A 21187-nucleotide genomic window follows, 5' to 3' on the forward strand; every position below is an offset into this window, starting at 1 on the left:
CGGTTCTCAAGGTGCACGCCTGGCGGCTGATCCGGTCCGACCGGGCCACGCGGCAAGGAGATATATTGCCAGACCGCGAAGCCCTGTGGGACGTCAATTCCACTCTTCACAAGTCCTACACAACATATCGCTTTCTATAGCTAATAGAAAGACTGGTGCGGATCTTCCGCACGTATCAGATGATGACCCTTTGGTTCAGGAATATATAGAGATCGGTCACCTGTAAGTGTCTATCTACCCGCGCTTTTAGCAATGTAAACCGCGCTTCAGATAAAAAGAGGGAGCGCCGCGCACAACGCGACACTCCCCTAGCGATTCAAGAGAATCTATTAGGCTTCGAGAGCCTTCTTGGCGATGGTAGCCAGCTCGTTGAAGGACTCGATGTCCTCGTAAGCCATCTGAGCCAGGACCTTGCGGTCGAGCTCGATGCCGGCAACCTTCAGGCCGTGCATGAACTGAGAGTAAGAAATATCGTTCAGGCGAGCAGCAGCGTTGATACGAGTGATCCAGAGAGAACGGATCTCGCGCTTCTTGTTGCGGCGATCACGATACTGATACTGCAGGGAGTGCTGGACCTGCTCTTTAGCATGCTTGTAAGTACGCGAAGCGGCACCGTAGTAACCCTTCGCACGGTGCATAACGGTACGGCGCTTCTTCTTGGCGGCAACAGCGCGCTTAATACGTGCCATGTTCTATCAACTCCTAGACGGTAAAACGAAAAACGGGAACGCGAACTTAGGCGAGACGCGACTTGATGACCTTGCGGTCGGCAGCGGCGATCTCGGTCTCCTGACGGAAGCCACGCTTACGCTTGGTGGACTTCTTGCTCAGGATGTGGCTCTTGAAAGCCTTGGCGCGCATAAGCTTGCCGGTACCAGTCTTGCGGAAACGCTTCTTGGTGCCGCTGTGGGACTTCATCTTAGGCATGAAATACTCCTTAATCGGTTACAGAACACTAGTTACTTGCTATCGCTTGCCGCTTTATCCTCATCGAAGGCGCCCTTAATCGGGGCGAGCAGCATAAGCATGTTACGGCCTTCCATCTTAGGCTTGGACTCGACCGTAGCGTAAGGCTTGAGATCCTCGGCGAGACGCTCGAGAACGTTAAGGCCCTGCTCCGGGTGAGCCATCTCGCGGCCGCGGAACATGATGGTGATCTTAACGCGTGCGCCCTTCTTGAGGAAACGCAGAACGTGGCCCTTCTTGGTCTCGTAGTCGCCAACGTCGATCTTGGGTCGGAACTTCATTTCCTTGACCTCGACCTTGGACTGGTTCTTACGAGCAGCCTTGGCCTTCATGGCCTGCTGGTACTTGAACTTACCGTAGTCCATGACCTTGCAGACCGGCGGCTCCGCGTTGGGAGCGATCTCGACCAGGTCGAGACCCTGATCGTCGGCGACGCGCTGGGCATCGCGGATGGCGAACAGGCCGAGCTGAGAGCCATCGACGCCAATCAAACGACACGAAGATGCAGTGATCTCGTCGTTGATGCGGGTGTCATCAGACTTAGCTATTTTCCCTACCTCCATTCATAAAAAAATAACCCGGCGCTTCTCAGCAACCAGGTCGTACACATAGACTTCCTCGATTTGAGGAAGGGAATCTAAGTTGTATGACCAGTCAGCTGCTCATTGGCGCCAAAAGGTGGGAACCCTCAGGTTCCTCTTTAGGGCATTGTGGGAACAACGCCTTGCGAATAATAACACGTACAGCGCGTTATCACATTACGTACACGAAAAAGGGACCTTGACCCCCTTGAACACTCGCTTGCATGTATGGTGCTCGAGGCGAGACTCGAAGGGCCTTCGCTTCGCGAAGCCCCGGGCTTCGGGCGCGTGGCGCCCTCGCCACGCTCCGCTACAAACAGGCCACAGGCCTGTTTGCTTAACGCTTCGCGCGCTCACGCGAGTTCGGCACGAAAAAGGGGGCCGCAACCCCCTTGAACGCTCACTTGCATGTATGGTGCCCGAGGCGAGACTCGAACTCGCACGTTGTTGCCAACGGTGGATTTTGAGTCCACTGCGTCTGCCAATTCCGCCACTCGGGCACGCAATGCGTGAGTTAGTTTATCACAGCTTTCTACCGATTAGTCCGAAAATGGAACTTCGAGCATTTCGATGAGTTCGACCGTGCGGAGCATCTCGCGCCGACGGCATCCGCGACCGTCGACCGAAGCCTCACCCATCTGGTTATCGTAAGGGTCCTCGCGCATGCCGTCGAAAGAGGGCTCAAACTCTGCCTGGAATCGATTGTTGGCCACCATACGCCACGGGTCGAGATTGCCAAAGTAGTGACGGCGGCGCCACTCCTCCCCCATCCTGCGAGCAGAAGATCCAAATGACACGTCGGCGTTGAGCCATCCGGTCTGCGGCGTATAGAACTCTGCCCAGTCGTGCGACCCCACCGAATCGGGCGCAACATACAGGCCGCTCTGCCAACGGGCAGGCACGCCCGCGATACGGCACATGGTGATAAACGTGAGCGCCATAACGCCGCAATCGCCGCGGAGCGAATGGGCGCAGTCATCGGCAATAGATCCCAAAAGCAAGTACGGCGGCTGATAGCGATAGTCGATGTACTGCGTCAGGTAATCATAGATAGCACGGGCGCGATCGAGCGGATCCTCGAGCCCGTCAATGACACGGGCTGTCAGCTGCTGTAGATACGGCGTGAATGCAATGTGCGGACGGTCCTCGGAGGTGTCCACGGGCAGTGGCGCGTCCATGCAAGGATGCACCGGAAGCGCACCCCCATAGACATCACGATAAGCGGCATCAATTTGATAGCGATAGGTCACCGAGAATGAGCGCTCACTCGAAGAAGACCACGAGGCGGTACGCGCCGAAGCATTCGCGGGGGCAACAGCACCCTCCGGCGTCATATCGAGAACCTCGATATGAGACTGTTGACGACAGGCGGCGGCAACGGGTAGCCACGCGCGAACGGTCTCCCCTTCCAGAGCGCCGGGGACAGACACGGACGCTTTAAGCGTAATGACGCGAGCCAATCCGTTTTGTGACTCCATCTCCTTGAGCATCTCGTTGCGCAGTGCTATTCCGTCCGTAGAATCGGGCCGCATGCCGGGAACCTCTTTGGGATATACGCGAAGCGAATCGAGGAAGTTGTCGAGAACGAACAGTTCGCCATCGATAAAGCGCCAGTCAATACGCTTACGATTAATCAGGTCATCAAACTGCTCTTCGGTAAACTCTGGCCACTCCTCGCGAATCATCGCAATAGCCTGGTCGCGCGACACCGAAAAATGAAGCGGCGTCTCGAGCATGCGATACCGCTCGGCACGAACACAAGCAGCCAGCGAAGGCTCGGGGTTCTGCTCCAAAAGGCGATCGCAGGCAGCAACAGCCTGCGTCAAATACCCGGCATCCATAAGACGAAGAATCTCGGGCGGCAGTCCAACATCGAGATGACGAAAGTCATCACAGCAAACATCAGCAGAGCAACCAACTGGACCCTCGTCAATAACCTTCCCATCCGAAGGCAGCACATTAATAACAGCCATACCAAAACTCCAAGTCACTAGAACGCTTGAAGCCCATTGTAGCGAGATAAAAAGAAAGCCCCAACAAGGGAGCCATCAACACCGCTGAACGGTAGTCAAATAAATAATTCAGCCTCGTAACCCTGCGGCGTTAAACGAAGGAAGCCCCGTCCCCCGGAGCTGTTTTCTTGGCGCGACTTCTGGCAAAGCCAGGTGAGCGCAAAGGAAACAGTGTAGGGGGACGGGGCTTCCGGCGGGAAGTTTAGCGACGCTTACGCCTTGTTGACGGAGCCAAACTCCTCCATGAGCTCCTTGGTGCGGGCAACGATGTTGTCGCGACCAGGCTTGAGGAGCTTGCGGGGGTCAAAGCCCTTGCCCTGCTGATCCTTGCCAGCCTCGATGTACTCGCGGACGCCCTTGGCGAAGACGAGCTGCAGGTCGGTGTTGACGTTGATCTTGGAGATGCCCAGGGAGATGGCCTTCTTGATCTGATCCTCGGGGATGCCGGTGCCACCGTGCAGAACGAGGGGCAGGTCACCGGTCTGGGCCTTAATCTCGCCCAGACGCTCGAAGGAAAGACCAGCCCAGTCGGCGGGGTACACGCCGTGGATGTTGCCGATGCCGCAGGCGAGGAAGTCGACACCCAGGTCAGCGATCTGCTTGCACTCAGCAGGATCAGCGAGCTCGCCGCTGGAGGTCACGCCGTCCTCGGTGCCGCCGATGCCGCCGACCTCGGCCTCGATGGACATGCCCTTGGAGTGGGCAAGCTCAACGAGCTCCTTGGTGCGGTCGAGGTTAAGCTGGAAGGTCTCCTCGTGAGAGCCGTCATACATGATGGACGTGAAGCCGGCCTCGATGCACTTGAAGCAATCCTCGTAAGAACCGTGATCGAGGTGAAGGGCGACGGGAACGGTAACGCCCGTGGCCTCGACGGCAGCCTTGACCATGTCGGCGCAGACCTTGAAACCGCCCATCCACTTAGCGGCACCAGCGGTGCACTGAAGGATCAGCGGAGACTTGGCCTCCTCGGCGGCCTGGAGAATAGCCAGGGTCCACTCGAGGTTGTTGGTGTTGAAGGCACCAAGACCGTACTTGCCGGCCTCGGCCTTCTTGAGCATGTCTGCTGCGTTGACGAGCATAAAAGAAACCTCCTGTAAGGTTGCTCCGATAACGCCTGAGATTTTACCACGGCGCACCCGAGCATAAACGTTCGTTTGTTCACGAATATCGTCCAAACAGACTTTTTTGACCGTTTGCCCTACGAAATCGACCCGTTGGGGAAAAATAGCTTGACGTTTGGACGCTTCTCGTGCTTCAAAAGCCGACTATTAAGCTAAATCTGCATGAAAGGGTTCTGCATGAGCTCGCGTGCCATGGTGGTCGAATCGCCATGACCGGTTAGGCAAACGGTATCGGGCGGGAGAAGCCGGGCGAGCTTGGAGAGCGAGCGCAGAATCGCCGCCTCGTCTCCTCCAGAAAGATCGGTGCGGCCGTGCCCACCCGGAAACAGGGTGTCGCCCACAAAGGCAATGTTCCCCTGCTCGGTGGCAGCAAACAAGACGATCCCGCCCGGCGTATGCCCTGGCGTCTCGATCACCTGCAGGTAGATATCGCCCACCTTGATAGCATCTCCCTCGGCGAGCAGGTGCGTCGGCTCCCCGGGGTCAGGCGTCTCAATGCCCCACATAGCTCGCTGTTCCTCGATGTTCGCATGCGGCACCGCCACATCCTTAGCACACAGCTCATACTGGCAGCCCTCGCCAACGGTGGTTCGCACGCCGGCAACACCACCAACATGATCGGCATGGCCATGAGTGCATACGGCGCCAAACACGCGTACGCCGGGATGCTCGGCTCGAATATGCTCCACCAAGCGCTCGCCTTCCCATGCGGGGTCGATAATCACGCACTCATTGTCCGAAATGACAGCATAGCTATTGGTCTGAATGGGACCGTTTACGAGCGTCTCGATCTCGATCGATCCCTTGGGAGTTAAATCCAAGGACACAGCACTCATGTCCCTCTCCTCTCTATAGAACTCGAGGCATCAAACGATGCCTCGAGTGTAGCGAATATCGATAATGTGGCACGTTCGTCGCGACTAAACGCGGCGCTTAAGCTGGGCTCCACCCTCGCCGGGCATCAAGCGACGCGCGTCGTAGACCGAGTCAACGCTGCTGATAGAGGCCAGCAGCGGATCCAGACCACTCGCGTCCGAGATCTCGACCATAAAGCGCAGGGTTGCAATACCCTCGCGGTTGGTCGACGTGGCGGCAGAAAGGATATTGCCACCCGCATCGCCAATGGCAATGGTGACATCCTTGAGCAGGCCCATGCGGTCCAGGCACTCGACCACGATCTCGACCTGGAAGAGGGTGTCGGCAGCGCCGTCCCATTCCACATCGATCATGCGCTCGGGATGCTCCATAAGACCCTTGACGTTGGGGCAGTTGGCGCGATGCACCGAAACGCCACGACCGCGCGTGATGAAGCCGACGATGTCGTCGCCCGTCACGGGGTTGCAGCAATGGGCCAGACGGACCAGCAGGCCGCTGTTGCTCTCGCCCTTGACGATAATGCCGTTGCTGGCGCTCTTGCCGCGCTTTTGCGGCTTGCGGTTGGAGCCGCGGGCAGGCTGCTTGACGACCTCGGCGATAGCCTCGGCCTTGGTGAGCTGTTCCTCGGGTTTGGGGTCCAAGATTTGCTCGACCTTATTGCCAACGGCACGTGGGGCGACTTTGCCCGCACCAACGGCGGCAAACAGGTCCTCGAGCTGTTTATAGTTAAACTGCTCCGCCACGGCGTTGAGCGCACGCGTGGATCGTGGCGTAGAGATGCCATATCCGCGCTTGCGCAGGTCCTTAGCCAGTATATCGCGGCCGGCGGCAGCGTCGTCGTCCTTGGTCGCGGCGGCGAAGTAACGGCGGATCTTTGACTTGGCGGAAGGTGTCTTAACGATCTTGAGCCAATCACGCGACGGCTTGGAACTCTTGTTGGTCAGAATCTCGACACGGTCGCCCGTCTTGATCTCGTGCGTGAGCGGGGCCACCGCACCGTTGATCTTAGCGCCGACGCAGTGGTTTCCCACCTCGGTGTGAACGGCGTAGGCAAAGTCGAGCGGCGTGGAGCCGGCACGAAGCGCCATGACCTCGCCCTTGGGCGTAAAGACGAAAATCTCCTGATCGAAGAGGTCGACCTTCAGCGAATGCAGGTATTCCTTGGCGTCGGTGATCTCATCAGACGCAGCCCAATCGAGCGAATGTTTGAGCCAGTTAATCTGGTCGTCCAAGCGCTGGGCATCATTGGTCTTAGACGCGGACGATCCGCCCGACTTCTTATAGAGCCAGTGGGCGGCAATACCGTACTCGGCCTGCTCGTGCATCTCGTAGGTACGAATCTGAATCTCGAGCGGACGAGCCGTGGGGCCGATAACCGTCGTGTGGAGCGACTGGTAGTTATTGACCTTGGGCATGGCGATATAGTCTTTAAAGCGCCCGGGCATGGGGTGCCACAGCGTATGCACCGCACCGAGCGTGGAATAGCAATCGCGCACCGAATGCGTGATGACGCGCAGTGCCACCAGGTCGTAGATCTCGGAAAATTCCTTGCCCTTGCGCTTCATCTTTTGGTAGATGGACCAATAGTGCTTGGAACGGCCGTTGATCTGAAAGCCCTCCAGGCCAATGCGGTTGAGCTCGTCGGTGAGTGTCTTGATGGTCTCGGCCAGATAGCGCTCACGGACCTCGCGCGACTCCGCCACCATGCGTGCGATGCGCTGGTAGGCGTCGGGTTCAAGGTAGAAGAAGGACAGATCCTCGAGTTCCCATTTAATGGAGCTCATGCCCAGACGGTCGGCCAGGGGCGCATACACGTCCATGGTCTCGCGGGCCTTAAACAAGCGACGGTCCTCACGCAGGGCCGCAAGGGTGCGCATGTTGTGCAGACGGTCGGCAAGCTTAACGATGATGACGCGGATGTCCTTGGACATGGCGAGGAACATCTTTCGCAGCGTGAGCGCCTGTTTCTCGTCCATGCTGTCGACTTCGATGTTGGTGAGCTTGGTCACGCCATCGACGAGCTCGGCCACCGTATCGCCAAACAGGCCGGAAACATCGGCAAGCGAGGTCTCGGTATCCTCGACGGTATCGTGCAGCAGCGCGGCGCACACCACATCGCAGTCCATCTTGAGATCGGCCAAAATGATGGCTACCTCGACGGGATGGTTGATGTACATCTCACCCGAGCGGCGCTTTTGGTTGCAGTGCTTCTCGGCAGCAAAACAATAGGCCTGCTCCACCTTAGAAAAGTCGTCCTCATTCATATATTTGAGGCACAGGCGCTCCAGCTTGTCGTAGCTGTCCGCCATAATCTCGGGCGGCAGCTCATCGGCATGCTTATAGTGCTCCATCTCCGAGAACGGCTGGAGGGCGGAATCATGGGCGGTACGGGCTGCGGCATCCATCGAGGTCCCCTTCCCCTAGGCCCGCGGTACGATCGGGCGGTTAACTTTGGCTAGCATATCAGAAGCGCACGAATCGAGCGCCCAACTCCGGAAAGCCGAGAACTCCATGCGCGAGCGCAAGCCCTCCAAATAGCGAATTGACCTGCTCAATTGCACACGGCCGGGGTTTTCGGCCATCGCGATGCGACGGGTGTCGTCAAACCCCGAAACGCGACAGAAGCCAAGCTCTTCGAAGATTCCCAGGCCACTTTCCACCGAGCGCTCATCGACCGGCGTGCGAGCATCGATGGCAAGGCACATCTGCGCGATGTCGATATCGCTCGCGCTAAAGGAATCGTCCCCGGTCTTGCCGCGGTTGGAGCGCCACATGGTTTGCAGCGCGCGATAGAGCGTGACGAGCTCGTCGCGCTCGGGCGCATAGCAGTCGAGTAGGCGCTCGTTAATGCGGGCGTCGCGCGACGAATAGAGCAGGTGAATCACGGCGGGCTGTCCATCGCGACCGGCGCGGCCACTCATCTGGTTAAACTCAATCGCGCCAAACGGCATGTGATAGAGCACGACATGGCGAATATCGGGAAGGTTGACGCCCTCGCCAAAGGCCGAAGTCGAGACGATGCAACTGAGGCTGCCGTCTCGGAATGCTTCCTCCACGCGGCGGCGATCGGGGCGCGCAAGACCCGCGTTATAGAACGCGATATGGGTTGCGCAATCGGGCACACGCTTGCGCAACGTCTTGGCGAGCGCCACGGACTGGTCGCGCGAATTAACGTAGATGACGGTCTTCTCCCCCGTCGCCACGATCGACACCAAACGGTTCTCGCGGCTCGCAAGGTCGCGGTCGTCCTCGAGCTGCAGGTTCTCGCGCACCGTCTCGTCGACCACCGTGCGAGTGATCGGCAGCATGCGGGCAAGCTCGGCCACGACCGGAGCCGTTGCGGTGGCCGTCGCAGCCATAACAACCGGGTCGCCCAGGGCTTTGAGGATATCGGGCATGTCGAGATAGGCGCTGCGGTCGCCGCCCTTGGCAAGGCCGGCGTGGTGCGCCTCATCGATAACGACAAAGCCGATGCGGCCCGAACGCGCGAAGCGGTCACGGTGGATAGATAGGAACTCGGGCGTCGTGAGCACGATACCGGTGCGGCCCGAAGCTAGGCCGGCGAACACATCATCGCGTGCGGCCTCCACGGTCTCGCCGGTCAGCACGCCAACGCCAATGCCAAGCGCTGCCATCGTCGACGAGAGGTGATAGGCCTGGTCGGCAACAAGCGCACGCAGCGGATAGACAAAGATGCTCGCACGTCCGCGAAGGACAGCCTCGCGCGCAGCATGTACATGGAAGATGAGAGACTTGCCGCGGCCCGTTCCCATAACGGCCAAGACGCTCTGGTGGTCGGCCAAGGCATCGAGCGCCTCAACCTGCGCGCGGTGCGGCTGGTTCGATCCGATAAAGCTATGGATAAGCGAGCGCGTGAGCTCGGTATAGGAAAGCTGGGCGAGCGTCTCGCGCTTACGCGACTCCAGGCGCAGGCCGGAATCCGCCGGCTGTACGCCACGACGAAGCTCGCATGCCGGATCGTCGACGCTGGGCAGCGTGGTATCGCGGACCAGAACATCCTTGATCATGAGCTTGGGCTTCACGCGTCCCTGCCAATGCTCGGCCACGGCCTCGAACACCAAGTCGACGGCGCTGTCGCAATTGATGAGCCTATCGATCTGCGGCACGCGGAACATGATGGCCGGCACACTCGCGGCGCCATCGGTCGCCACGAAGCGCATGTGTTCGCCGGTTTTGCCCACCACGGCGCGATCACACATCGTCACGCCCTCGGCGGCCAGCAACGGCACCTTATTGCCCTGGCCAAACGGCTCAAGACGGGAAATCTGCTCGATGGTCTCGATATTTAACTCGGAGAGGTCGACGGTGGCGGCAACCTCGTCGGTGTCTTCAAAGTCCTCGGCGGGAAGCTCCGATAGCACGGCGGAAAGGCGGCGGCGGAACTCATCGAGCTTGGATGCCTCGATGGTCACACCCACCGCACCGGCATGTCCGCCGCGACGAATCAGCAGGTCGGAACAACGCTCGACGGCGTCGAACAGGTTGACCTTGCCCACCGAGCGACCCGATCCGCGCGCAACGCCGTCCTCAATCGAGAAGAGCAGCGCCGGCACGTGATAACGGTTGGTCAGGCGGCTCGCTACGATACCCTTGACGCCCTCGTGCCAGCCCTCGCCACCCACGACGATTGCGCGACCGCCGTCATAGGTCTCCTCGACCTTTGCCATGGCGTCGCGTGTGAGCTCCGCCTCGATCTCGCGGCGCTGACGGTTGATTTCCTCGAGCTCGGCTGCCAGTGCACTTGCCTCGATAGGATCGCGGGCAAGCAGCAGGTCGAGCGCCAGTTTGGGATCAGCCATGCGGCCGGCAGCATTCAGACGAGGGATGAGCGAAAACGACAGGCCGTCGGCCGTAATGGTAGAAAGGTCGGCCTTGGCAAGTGCGGCAAGCGCGATATAGCCGGGACGGGCCGTCACGCGCATCTGTTGGATGCCCTCGGCGACCAGTGCGCGATTCTCGGGCGTGAGCGGCATCATGTCGGACACGGTGCCAAGCGCCGCGACCTCGATCAGCGAACGCCAATACGACGGCTTGCCCAAACGCTCGCCCAGGACCTGCACCAGCTTGAGCGCCACACCGGCACCGGCAAGCTCGCGCGAGGGACCCTCGTCCTCGAGCTTGGGGTCGGTCAGGGGCACGCCCTGCGGCACCTGGTCGGACGGCTCGTGATGGTCCGTGACCACCAAATCGATCCCCAGGCTCTCCAGATAGGAGACCTCCTCCTTGGCGGCAATGCCGTTATCGACGGTCACGATCAGGTTGGGTTGGGCGAGCTCGTTGACGCGGTCGAGCGCCGCACGCGACAGGCCGTAGCCCTCGTCAAAGCGATGCGGAATAAACGGCGTGACGTTGGCGCCAAACGAACGTAGCGCCTCGGTCAACAGACAAGTCGACGTAATGCCGTCGACGTCAAAATCGCCAAAGACCGCGATGTGCTCGTGGTTGCGAATAGCGCGCTCGACGCGGTCGGCAACGACCGCCATGCCCGGAATAATGAGTGGGTCGGCCCAGTCGCGATCGAGCGAAGGCGTCAAAAACAGCTGGCCTTCCTCGATGGATGTTATGCCGTGCGCAACCATAATGCGCGCCACCAGCCCGGGTATGCCCAGGCCAGCCGAAAGCTCCTTTTCGAGCTCGGGGTTTTGCCGAGCGACTGCCCAGCGATGCGTCGTCTTAAGCGATGACATAGGCGCCCACCCCCGATAGGGGCAGGTCGCCGCGATACCTCTCACGGTTCATAGCGATGAGTCCTCTGTGTATACCCGCTTCGGCAGGCAGATCTGTTGAACGGATTTATTATACCGTGCAGCGCGGACGCACAACGTCCAGCACGCCGCGGTTTCGATAAACGAGGGCGGTAATACCCTCGAAATAATCGAGCGTTTCTGACGCACGGACGCATGCGAGCGTCTAGCATATCCATTCAAAACGGATTCACGAGCAAAGGGAGTCACAAGAGCATATGAAGCAATGGGTTGGACTGGGCAAGTTTCTTGCGGGGCACATGCAGGTCATCGTTCCGATTTGCGTGGCACTCGGCGTGCTCTTTCCCCAACAGATTGGCGTACTCAAGCCCATCGTTCCCACCTTGTTTGCCTTTATGACGTTTCAGGGTGCGCTCAGCAACACCTTTCACCAGGTAACCGAGGTGTTCCGCCGTCCGTTGCACCTAGTCTTGGCGCTGCTCGTCTCGGCGGTGCTTATTCCCATCGCGGCGTATGCCATGGGGTCACTCTTCTTTGGCTCCAACCCCAACCTTGTCTGCGGCATTGTGCTCGAATACAGCGTGCCCGTGGCCGTCACCGCTTTTATGTGGATCAGCATGTTCGGCGGCAACGGCCCGCTCGCGCTCACCATCATCCTGACGTCCTCGGTCATCTCACCTGTGACGATTCCGCTTACGCTCAAGCTCCTGCTGGGCGCCACCGTCTCGATCGACGTGCCGAGCATGATGCAGAACATGGCCTTTATGATCGCCATCCCCGCTGTGCTCGGTATTGCCATCAATGAACTCACGCGCGGCTGGGGCCACGAGAAACTCTCTCCCGTGCTCTCGCCCGCCTGCAAGTTCATGATGATGGGCGTCATCGCGTCCAACTCCACCGCTATGAGCGAGTACGTGCTACACATAAACGCGGTGCGCCTGGAAGTCGCCCTCTTTATTTTGGTCTTCGCCATCAGCGGCTTTGTCGTCGGTTTTCTGGTCGCACGTGCGCTGCATCTGCCATATAGCGAGACGACTACCATGTGCTTTACCTGCGGCATGCGCAACATCTCTTCGGGTGCCGTCATCGCCACGCAGTACTTTCCGGGCGAGGTCGTGTTCCCCGTCATGTGCGGCACGCTGTTTCAGCAGGTGCTGGCCTCGATTATCGGGCATCTCTTTGAGCGCCTGACCGGCGAGGAGCGCGCCGCCCAGCGCAAGCGGGTCAAGGCTGGCCGCGATGCCATGGCGCGCTAGGCTGTCCGCATTACGTGGGTGTTAGTCTTGCTATACGAGCGTTTCCAGATGCGCACGCAGACGCTCAGCATCGATATCGAGCGTCGTCTCGGCATTGACTTGGGCCAAACGATAGCCGACAAAGTAGGGCGAAACCACCCAACGTGGCAACGCCTTGGCAATGGTCCGGCCGTCCATGTGGTAGAAGAACAAGTTGTACGACTCCGCGCGACCGCCGTGGTGTTCGTGCAGGATATAGCGCAGGGCCACCTGAATCGCATCGGCAAACAGGTCCGCTTCGGCTTGGTCGCGGGCGTCGTCGCTGGCGGCGATTCCCTGTGGAGCCGAGACGTTAACCTCAAAGAATCCCATGATCGGCTCGGTTGAGACGTTGACCGAGATTCTCCCCTGCCGCCAGACATTGATGCCTTCGAAATTGGCGGAAGCCAGCGAAGCATAGCCGTCTTCTTGCTCCAAACCCACAATCTGCATGTGCGGATGGACCAGACTGCCGCCCGAAAGTGGGCCCTTGTTCTTGTACATGAGAACGCTGCGATACTGTCGGGAGTCAATCATCCGCTGCCAGCAATCCAGGGCAAACCGCATAACATGATGCAGCTCGTCCGGCGCATAGGTCACCAGGTCGGCGTCGTGGTCGGACGACTCAATCAATACGGTCTGGCGAGTGGCCCGCAAGGTCTTAAACTTATTCTCGAGCCAGATGCAGCCACCGTCGCGCCGGATGATATTGGCGAGTTCCTCGGTATCGCAAAAGGGGCACGCGGTGCCGGGACGACGGTTGTCGTCGGGCTTACCGTTCGCCTGCTGAACGTCAAATACCAGCGCCACGGGTTATACCTCCAGCGGCACGATCTTGGTGCCATGGAGTTCGGAGACGCCCAGTGCCGCCGCCACGGTATCGCGATTGGCCGTGGAAATGCCGCCACCGGGAAGAATGGTCAGGCGGTCGCCCGCATACTCGACAAGACGCGACAGGTGCTCCAGGTTGTCCTCGATCGGCGTTCCGGCAGCACCACCATGCGTCAGGATGCGCGTGATGCCGCAGTCGGCGAGTGCGTCAATGGCATCGAGCTGAGCCTCGAGCGAGAGCTGGTCAAAGGCCATGTGGAAGGTGATATCGATGGCCCCGCGCTTGCACTCCTCGGTCGCGCAGCCCGTAGCCATCACGAGGGCGCCGAGGGTGAGCTCGTCGAGCGCCCAGCCGCCGGCACAGGGCTTGCAGCAGCCAAAGACCAGGCCGTCAACGCCGGCGCTCACGGCAAGACCCAAGTCCATCTCCATCATGCGCAGCTCGTCCTGGTTGTAGTGAAAGTCACCGCCACGCGGGCGAATCATGCACATCACTCGCGCGTCATGCTCGTGAGCATAGCTGACCGTAGTGCTGATAACGCCGGCCGAGGGCGTGGTACCACCGACGGCAAGGTTGTCGCACAACTCGATGCGCTTAGCACCGGCATCGATAGCCGCCGGCACACGCTCAAAGTTCTCGGCACAAAACTCGTACAGCATAGATAGCCCCCAGGAGACATTTCGATTTTCATACGGCATTGTCGCACGTTAAATAGCAACCCGCACGATGGAACAAAACCTTGACAAGGAGTGTCCCAAAGTGCCGGCACATAAGGAACGTCCCCAGGTGCCACCTTGAGCGATGGGTACTCATTTAAGTACGTCCCCAATGAGTACCCGCAGGGGACAGACAGACCGGACTCCCTATACGACAACTGTTGACATCATATACTATGTGTCATATAGTAGGTGTTACACAGTATACTACGAAAGGAGGTGTGCGGATGGAGGCACAGATGAAGCGCGGCTTCCTCGAGGCCTGCGTGCTCGCGGCCGTCTCGGGCGAGGAATCCTACGGCTATCAGATCGTGAAGGACGTGCCCGCGAGTATGGGGCTCACGGAATCCACGCTCTATCCGTTGCTCAAGCGCCTGGAGAAGGCGGGCTGCATCACCGCGCGCTCCGCCGAACACAACGGGCGGCTGCGGAGGTACTACCGCATCACGGACGCCGGGCGCGAGCGTATCGCCGAGTTCCTCGCCGAATGGCCATCCGTGCAGGAGATCTACCGTTACGTGGAGGGGGCGCACCATGACGCGCGATGAGTTCTTGAACCGGCTGGGCGAGCTTCTGGCCTGCCTGCCGGCAGATCAGGTAAAGGAAACGCAGGAGTTCTACGCGGAGGCCATCGCCGACCGTATGGAGGACGGCATGACGGAGGCCGAGGCTGTGGCCGCCATGGGCACGCCCGGTGAGGCCGCCGAGGCAACGCTCGACGAACTGCCCGCCGTGCCGCGCGCGATCGCGAGGACCAAGCGCAAGAGCACGGCACTTCTATGGGCGCTCGCCATCGTGGGCTCTCCGGTATGGATTCCGCTGCTGCTCGCGTTCGTCGCCGTTGCCGCTGCAGTCTACATCTGTATTTGGGTTCTTGCGCTCTGCGTGTGGATCGTGGCCGCGGCATTCGGGGGCGCGGGCCTGGTAGGGCTCCTGTTCGCCGTGGACGGCATCATTATCGGGCATGTTCCGTACGTTTTGGCCTCGATGGGAATGGGATTCGCTTCCATCGGTGTGGCGCTCCTCACGGGAGCCGGCGCCTGGACGGCGTCCAAGCAGATCGCGCGCCTCTCTGCCCTTTGGGCGAAGAAAGCCGTTTCGCCCTTCTGGAAAGATCGAGGCAATAAGAGCCGCATGGGCGCTGAAGCGGCGCCGCTCACGGCATAGGAAGGAGTGCAAACATGTCCAGCGTAAAAAGGATTTACCTTGCCGTAGCGGGTGGGCTTGTTGCCACGGGGCTCGTCCTGGCTGCTATCGGATTTGTGGCCTCCGGCTTTAACCTCGCTGTGTTCAACACGCAGATCGACCTGCGCGATGACACCATCATTCTGGGTGGTGTTGAAATAGACGACCCGACAGGGCTTCCACTCATCGAGCAGCTTGCCGAGGTCGGCGAGATCCATATTGGATCTGCAACGACTGGTTCGTCTTCTCCTCGCAAATGATCGAGCTCGTAGCAGCCGTCCCCCCTTCGGGCGCACCACGACGGGCATGAGCACACCGCGCTCGGAGCCTTTTTGCGAGACCTTCCGTCACGCTCTTCCTGCGTGGTGAACCGGTCATCGACCGACGAGAGGCTGATGGGAATCTCTCGACTTCGGGCCAATCCCGCTCACCGATCTGGTCTTCCTTCGTGATGCGCACATAAGCGAGCAGACACCGCGCAGAGCTTCAGCGCGGCCGCACTTCCACGTCTATGACGGAGGTGCCCGGCGGCGTCTTGGCGATCCCCTTGTTTGCAGGCGTTAGCGCGTGGGGATCGCCCACTCGGGGGCCGAGGCCGCCGAGGACGGCGGCGAACCTCGCGGTGTCATTCGACATCGCGAGGTTCCCGGACCATGACCACCTGGCCTCGTACCGCGGCATAGCCCCAAGGGTGAGGAGCTTCGGCACGTCGATCAGGGCGCCCGCACAGCGCCGGCCGGTCCGCCGTTCGGCAGAACGGCGGAAGTCCCTAGCCGCCCAGATATGCCTTGCGAACGTTATCGTCGTGGAGCAGCTCTTGGCCGCTGCCGGTCATGGTGATCTTGCCGGTCTCGAGCACATAGCCGCGTGTGGCGATGGAAAGCGCCATCTGTGCGTTTTGCTCGACCAGGAGCACCGTGGTCCCGGCCTTATGCAGGTCCTCGACGATCTGGAAGATCTGCTCAATCAGAATCGGTGCCAAGCCCATAGAGGGCTCATCGAGCATGAGCAGCTTAGGGTTACTCATAAGAGCGCGGCCCATAACGAGCATCTGCTGCTCGCCGCCCGAAAGGGTACCGGCGACCTGGCGACGGCGTTCCTTCAGGCGCGGGAACTGCTCGTAGACGCGCTCAAGGCCCGGAGCCACCGTTGACTTGGGCTGCGTATAGGCGCCCATTTCCAGGTTCTCCTCGACCGTCATCTGCAAAAAGGCGCGACGACCCTCGGGAACCTGAGCCAGACCCTTACCAACCAGCTTGTCGGCGGGCGTATGGGTAATGTCCTCGCCCATAAACTTGATGGAGCCGGTCTTAGAGCGTAGCAGGCCCGAGACGGTCTTGAGCGTCGTGGACTTACCGGCACCGTTCGCGCCGATCAGAGCCACGATCTCGCCCTCGTTAACGTTAAAGGAGATGTCCTTGATGGCGTGGATGGCGCCGTACCAGACGTTGATGTTGTAGACGGAAAGCATCGGCTCTGCCATTTAGTTCTCCCCCTTATCCTGCTTGCCCAGATACGCCTCGATAACGGCGTCGTTGTTCTGGATTTCCTCTGCCGTGCCCTTAGCGATGACCTTACCAAAGTTGAGCACGCAGATGCCCTCGCAGATGTTCATGACGAGCGACATATCATGCTCGATAAGCATAATGGCGATGCCAAAGGTGTCGCGGATCTTGACGATGTTCTCCATGAGCTCCGCGGTCTCGGACGGGTTCATGCCGGCGGCAGGCTCGTCGAGCAGCAGCAGTTTGGGGTTGGTGGCAAGCGCGCGGACGATCTCCAGACGACGCTGGGCGCCGTAAGGCAGCGAGCCGGCCTGCTCGTTTGCCAGGTGCTCCATATCAAAAATGGACAGCAGCTCCATGGCGCGCTCGTGGGCGGCCTTCTCGTGCTTCCAATACGTCGGCAGGCGCAGCACGCCCTCAAAGCCGGAGTAGCGCTCCTGGTTGTGCAGACCGACCTTGACGTTGTCCTCCACCGTCATGGTGTTGAACAGGCGAATGTTCTGGAAGGTACGGGCAATACCCATGCGGTTGACCTGATAGACCGACTTGCCCGAGGTGTCCTCACCGTCGAGCAGGATGGTACCGTGCGTGGGCTGGTACACCTTGGTGAGCAGGTTGAAGACCGTGGTCTTACCGGCACCGTTGGGACCGATCAGACCGGCGATCTCGGTCTTACCGATGGTCAGGCTAAAGTCGTCGACTGCCTTAAGGCCGCCAAATTCAATGCCCAAGTGGATGCACTCGAGCGCCGGGCGCTGGCCCAGGTCGCGGTCGGGAACGATGGCGCCAGAAGGATACGGGACCATCTTGCCCTTGTTGAACTCAAACTTACTGGGCATCGGCTGCCACCTCCTTCTTGGAAGCAAAGCGGTCCTTAATGCGTGCGAAGAACGACTTGAGCTGCGGGTTGTTGGTAAAGATCATGACCAGAATCAGCACGATGGCGTAGATGAGCATGCGGTAGTCCGAGAACTGACGGAGCAGCTCGGGAAGCACCGTGAGCAACGCCGCCGCGATGACGGAGCCGCGCATATTGCCCAGACCGCCCAGGACCACGAATACCAGGATGAGGATGGACGTGTTGAAGTCGAACTTGGTGGCGGAAAGCTGCGAGAAGTTACCGCCGAAGAGGGCTCCGGCAGCGCCGGCGAGAGCGGCGGAAACCACGAAGGCGATCATGCGGTACTCGGTGACGGAGATGCCCACGGACTCGGCAGCGATCTTGTTGTCGCGCACGGCCATAATGGCACGGCCGGTACGGCTGCGAACCAGGTTGAGCACGATCACGAGCGCGACCATGACCAGGATGGCACCGGCGAGGAAGGTCGAGTACGTCGACACGCCCGATGCGCCCTGCGCGCCCTTGATGATGGCGGTGCCGTCCTCGAGCAGGTGCAGGTCGTCGATCGTGGAGTTACCTGTGATGTTAAAGATCACATGCAGGCCGCGGGAGTCGACGCCCACGATAAGGCAGGTGACGATCTCTTTGATGATCTCGCCAAAGGCCAGCGTCACGATAGCCAGGTAATCGCCGCTCAGGCGAAGGACCGGGATGCCGATCAAGAAGCCCAGGATGGCGGCAGCGATGGCACCGACCACGATGCTGATGATAAGGCGCACCGGATCGGAGGGAACGGCGCTCTCCAGCGCGACGGCGGTGACGATTCCCGTATAGGCACCGACACTCATAAAGCCCGCGTGGCCCAGCGACAAGTCGCCCGCGATGCCGACAACGAGGTTAAGGGAGATGGCCATGACGATATAGGCCGTGATGGGAACCAGCTGACCGGCGATCATGCGCGGAATCATGTGGTTGGACTGCATAAAGAACACGATGGCGAACGCCACAAGGCACATGGCGTACGTAACAAAGTCGTGACGCGTCTGCTTGTCTTTAAGAAACTTCATAACGCTCACCTACACCTTCTCGGGGACGTACTTGCCCAAGAGGCCGGCAGGCTTGACGAGCAGGACGATGATCAGAACACCAAAGACGATGGAGTTGGCAAGGCTCGTGGAAATGTAGGCCTGCGCCATCGCCTCGATGATGCCGATGAGAATGCCACCGACAAAGGCGCCAGGGATGGAGCCGATACCGCCGAAGACGGCGGCGTCGAAGGCCTTGATGCCAGGCATGGCACCCGTCGTGGGCTGCAACACCGGCGAGTAGGAGCACAGAAGCACACCGGCGATGGCGGCAAGGGCAGAGCCGATGGCAAACGTCATCGAAATAGTGCGGTTGACGTTGATGCCCATGAGCTGAGCGGCGGCCTTGTCCTCGGACACGGCGCGCATGGCTTTGCCCATCTTGGTCTTACCTGTAAAGAACATCAGGCCGGCCATGATAACCAGGCAGGCGACGATGGTGACGAGCGATACGGCGCTCACGTTGAACTTGGCCAAGAACTCCGGCACCGGGAAGGTGACGAGCGAAGTGAAGTTCTTGGGCGTGGCGCCCCACAGAAGCTGCGCGGCGTTCTGCAGGAAGTAAGACACGCCGATGGCCGTGATCAGAACGGCCAGCGGGCCCGCCTGACGCAGCGGCTTGTATGCCAGGCCCTCGATGAGAACACCGAGAACGGTACAGACCACACAAGAGAGAATTACAGATGCCCAGCCCGGGAGGCCGAGATACGACGTGGCACAGAACGAGATATAGGCACCGACCATGATGACGTCGCCGTGAGCGAAGTTTAGCATCTTGGCGATACCGTAGACCATGGTGTAGCCCAACGCGATGATGGCGTAGACGCTGCCCATGGACAGGCCGTTGACCAGGTATTGGATAAAGACCGTCATGTTCCACATCCCCCTTTCGAATAGGTTTCCAGTTAATGTATGAAACAGGGACGTTACACTGTCCCTAGATACCAAGCAAGCAGGGAAGGCCAAAACCTCCCCTGCTTGGGATCAAAACCGCTCAATGTAAGGCGGTCTATTAGGCCTGTACGTACTTGCCGTCGGTGATAACGTACGCCGTGGGGTCCTTCTGGACCTGGCCCTTATCGTTCCAGGTGAGCTTGCCGGTCAGACCGTCAACGGTAATCTTGAGCATAGCCTTGGGCAGCTTCTCGGCGACCTCGGTCGGGTCGGCGTCGACACCAAGACCGGCCTCCTTGAGGGCCTCGGCCACCGCGTGCACGCCATCGTAGGCGTCGGCGGCAAACTGGTCGGGGGTATCGCCGTACTTATCCTTGTAAGCGATGACGAAGTCGGCGTTCTTCTCATCGTCGGCGGAGAACGGGGTCATGAGCAGCAGACCCTCGGCAAGAGAGGTGTCGAAGCCCTCAACGCCCAGGATGCCGTCCATGCCGTCGCAGCCCATCATCTTGACGTCGTAGCCCATGTCCTTGGCATTCTTGAGCAGGACGGACGCCGGCGTGTAGTAGATCGGCGCGAAGATCATGGTGGCACCGGCCTGTTTGGCCTTGGTCAGCTGGTTGGTAAAGCTCGTGGCGGAGTCGTCCTTAAAGGTCTCCTCGTCGACAACCTCGAGCTTGGACTCAGCGGCCTGGGCCTTAAAGGCATCCGCGACACCCGAAGAATAAGCGTCGCCGGAGTTATAGAACAGCACGAACTTCTCGTCCGCATACTTCTGCGCCAGGAACTTGGCAGCGTTGACGCCCTGGTTGGGATCGGTAAAGCAGACCTGGAAGACGCAATCCTTGCCGTCGGTGACGTCCTCGGAGGACGCGGACGGGGTGATCATGAACGTCTTGGGGTCGTTACCGCACTCGGCGGCAACGGCAACCGACGCACCCGTGGTGGTTGGGCCGACGAGGGCCTGCATACCCCAGTCGAGCAGGGTGTTGAAGGCGTTAACGGCCTTCTCGCCGTCGGCCTGGTCGTCCTCGGCCTTGCTGGCAAGCGGCAGCTCCTTGGTCGAGAAATCCTTGCAGCCAAGCTCGACGCCCTGGGTAACGGACTTGCCGTAGGACGCGGCGGCACCGGTCAGCGGGCCGATGGTGCCGATCTTAAATGAAGCGTCGCCCGAAGCGGAGCCACTGTCGCCGCCGTTGGAGGAGCAGCCCGCCAGAATGGACATCGCCCCCAGACCTGCTGCGCTCGCGATAACGCTCCTGCGATTCATTACAGGGTTAAATGACTTACCGGTGAGGCTCGACATGCGGCTCTCCTCTCAAATCTCGTCGGGTTTTGGTTACCCGACAGGCCATCCTTCGCCGTGTTCGGCGTTCGCAAAATAGTAGACGCTTTAGTTAGGAAAAGTGGCGATTATTTCAACTTTTCTTTGGATTTGTTCATTTATCCATGTTACTGCGTATTTCTATTATTTTATGCAGTAATGCCACTTTATTATGTAAAAGTAATGTTTCCATTCTGTTACAAGCGTCCCTGCCCTGAATAATACAGCCTCACCGGTCGCGTTTTATGC

Annotated in this window: 19 protein-coding genes, 1 tRNA gene and 1 pseudogene; 5 read left to right on the plus strand and 16 right to left on the minus strand. The window is 59.6% G+C overall.

Features of this window, described 5'->3' with window-relative positions; genetic code table 11:
* Positions 1 to 329: 329 nt before the first annotated feature.
* The 9 genes from rplT to recJ form a co-directional block, all read right to left on the minus strand.
* Complete coding sequence (rplT, locus tag DXA43_RS06575; RefSeq protein WP_006234421.1) at positions 330 to 689, minus strand: 50S ribosomal protein L20; 360 nt, start codon at positions 687 to 689, stop codon at positions 330 to 332.
* A gap of 46 nt (positions 690 to 735) precedes the next feature.
* Complete coding sequence (gene rpmI, locus DXA43_RS06580; protein WP_006234422.1) at positions 736 to 927, minus strand: 50S ribosomal protein L35; 192 nt, start codon at positions 925 to 927, stop codon at positions 736 to 738.
* Positions 928 to 959: 32 nt separating this feature from the next.
* Positions 960 to 1529, minus strand: a complete 570-nt coding sequence (gene infC / locus DXA43_RS06585) for a translation initiation factor IF-3 (RefSeq protein ID WP_089573296.1) — start codon at positions 1527 to 1529, stop codon at positions 960 to 962.
* Positions 1530 to 1960: 431 nt separating this feature from the next.
* Positions 1961 to 2047: transfer RNA gene (locus tag DXA43_RS06590), tRNA-Leu, on the minus strand.
* Between the two features lie 39 nt (positions 2048 to 2086).
* Entirely contained in the window at positions 2087 to 3520 is a 1434-nt protein-coding gene (locus DXA43_RS06595; protein WP_117778876.1) for a transglutaminase-like domain-containing protein, read from the minus strand.
* Positions 3521 to 3771: 251 nt separating this feature from the next.
* Positions 3772 to 4638 carry a class II fructose-1,6-bisphosphate aldolase gene (fba, locus tag DXA43_RS06600; protein WP_035137086.1) on the minus strand — a complete coding sequence of 289 codons (867 nt, stop codon included), beginning with the start codon at positions 4636 to 4638 and terminating at the stop codon, positions 3772 to 3774.
* A 194-nt stretch (positions 4639 to 4832) separates the two neighbouring features.
* Positions 4833 to 5516, minus strand: a complete 684-nt coding sequence (locus tag DXA43_RS06605; protein WP_117806615.1) for an MBL fold metallo-hydrolase — start codon at positions 5514 to 5516, stop codon at positions 4833 to 4835.
* An 84-nt stretch (positions 5517 to 5600) separates the two neighbouring features.
* On the minus strand, positions 5601 to 7961 hold the full coding sequence (locus DXA43_RS06610) for a bifunctional (p)ppGpp synthetase/guanosine-3',5'-bis(diphosphate) 3'-pyrophosphohydrolase (protein WP_117806616.1): 2361 nt from the start codon (positions 7959 to 7961) through the stop codon (positions 5601 to 5603).
* Positions 7962 to 7976: 15 nt separating this feature from the next.
* Positions 7977 to 11264 carry a single-stranded-DNA-specific exonuclease RecJ gene (recJ, locus tag DXA43_RS06615; protein ID WP_117806617.1) on the minus strand — a complete coding sequence of 1096 codons (3288 nt, stop codon included), beginning with the start codon at positions 11262 to 11264 and terminating at the stop codon, positions 7977 to 7979.
* A gap of 275 nt (positions 11265 to 11539) precedes the next feature.
* Here recJ and DXA43_RS06620 point away from each other — a divergent pair, with 275 nt between their 5' ends.
* Positions 11540 to 12538, plus strand: a complete 999-nt coding sequence (locus tag DXA43_RS06620; RefSeq protein ID WP_117806618.1) for a bile acid:sodium symporter family protein — start codon at positions 11540 to 11542, stop codon at positions 12536 to 12538.
* A gap of 30 nt (positions 12539 to 12568) precedes the next feature.
* On the opposite strand, the gene DXA43_RS06625 is transcribed toward DXA43_RS06620, so the two are convergent.
* Together DXA43_RS06625 and DXA43_RS06630 are read right to left on the minus strand one after the other, a co-directional pair.
* A complete protein-coding gene (locus DXA43_RS06625) occupies positions 12569 to 13366 on the minus strand; it encodes a DUF4931 domain-containing protein (protein WP_117806619.1) in 798 nt (265 codons plus the stop codon).
* A 3-nt stretch (positions 13367 to 13369) separates the two neighbouring features.
* Positions 13370 to 14047: a copper homeostasis protein CutC gene (locus DXA43_RS06630; protein WP_117806620.1), complete on the minus strand. Its 678-nt coding sequence runs from the start codon at positions 14045 to 14047 to the stop codon at positions 13370 to 13372.
* A 284-nt stretch (positions 14048 to 14331) separates the two neighbouring features.
* Here DXA43_RS06630 and DXA43_RS06635 point away from each other — a divergent pair, with 284 nt between their 5' ends.
* The 4 genes and pseudogenes from DXA43_RS06635 to DXA43_RS06650 form a co-directional block, all read left to right on the plus strand.
* A complete protein-coding gene (locus DXA43_RS06635) occupies positions 14332 to 14652 on the plus strand; it encodes a PadR family transcriptional regulator (RefSeq protein ID WP_187362357.1) in 321 nt (106 codons plus the stop codon).
* Complete coding sequence (locus DXA43_RS06640) at positions 14639 to 15271, plus strand: DUF1700 domain-containing protein (RefSeq protein ID WP_117806621.1); 633 nt, start codon at positions 14639 to 14641, stop codon at positions 15269 to 15271. The genes DXA43_RS06635 and DXA43_RS06640 overlap by 14 nt, the downstream gene beginning before the upstream one ends.
* A gap of 14 nt (positions 15272 to 15285) precedes the next feature.
* Positions 15286 to 15549 (plus strand): hypothetical protein, encoded by a 264-nt coding sequence (locus tag DXA43_RS06645; protein ID WP_117786370.1) that lies wholly within the window; start codon positions 15286 to 15288, stop codon positions 15547 to 15549.
* Positions 15550 to 15800: 251 nt separating this feature from the next.
* Positions 15801 to 15998, plus strand: a pseudogene (locus tag DXA43_RS06650) (transposase); the annotation flags it as partial.
* A gap of 60 nt (positions 15999 to 16058) precedes the next feature.
* Here the strand turns inward: DXA43_RS06650 and DXA43_RS06655 are convergent.
* The 5 genes from DXA43_RS06655 to DXA43_RS06675 all read right to left on the minus strand — a co-directional run bounded on the left by DXA43_RS06655 (position 16059) and on the right by DXA43_RS06675 (position 20920).
* Positions 16059 to 16760 carry an ABC transporter ATP-binding protein gene (locus DXA43_RS06655; RefSeq protein WP_117774297.1) on the minus strand — a complete coding sequence of 234 codons (702 nt, stop codon included), beginning with the start codon at positions 16758 to 16760 and terminating at the stop codon, positions 16059 to 16061.
* A gap of 12 nt (positions 16761 to 16772) precedes the next feature.
* Entirely contained in the window at positions 16773 to 17633 is an 861-nt protein-coding gene (locus DXA43_RS06660; RefSeq protein WP_089573307.1) for an ABC transporter ATP-binding protein, read from the minus strand.
* Positions 17623 to 18702, minus strand: a complete 1080-nt coding sequence (locus DXA43_RS06665; RefSeq protein WP_117655179.1) for a branched-chain amino acid ABC transporter permease — start codon at positions 18700 to 18702, stop codon at positions 17623 to 17625. The genes DXA43_RS06660 and DXA43_RS06665 overlap by 11 nt, the downstream gene beginning before the upstream one ends.
* Before the next feature lie 9 nt (positions 18703 to 18711).
* On the minus strand, positions 18712 to 19593 hold the full coding sequence (locus DXA43_RS06670; RefSeq protein WP_117806622.1) for a branched-chain amino acid ABC transporter permease: 882 nt from the start codon (positions 19591 to 19593) through the stop codon (positions 18712 to 18714).
* A gap of 139 nt (positions 19594 to 19732) precedes the next feature.
* Positions 19733 to 20920, minus strand: coding sequence for an ABC transporter substrate-binding protein (locus DXA43_RS06675; protein ID WP_117806623.1), 1188 nt, complete (start codon positions 20918 to 20920; stop codon positions 19733 to 19735).
* Positions 20921 to 21187: the final 267 nt, after the last annotated feature.

Source organism: Collinsella sp. OF02-10, assembly GCF_003463445.1.
Lineage (GTDB): Bacteria > Actinomycetota > Coriobacteriia > Coriobacteriales > Coriobacteriaceae > Collinsella.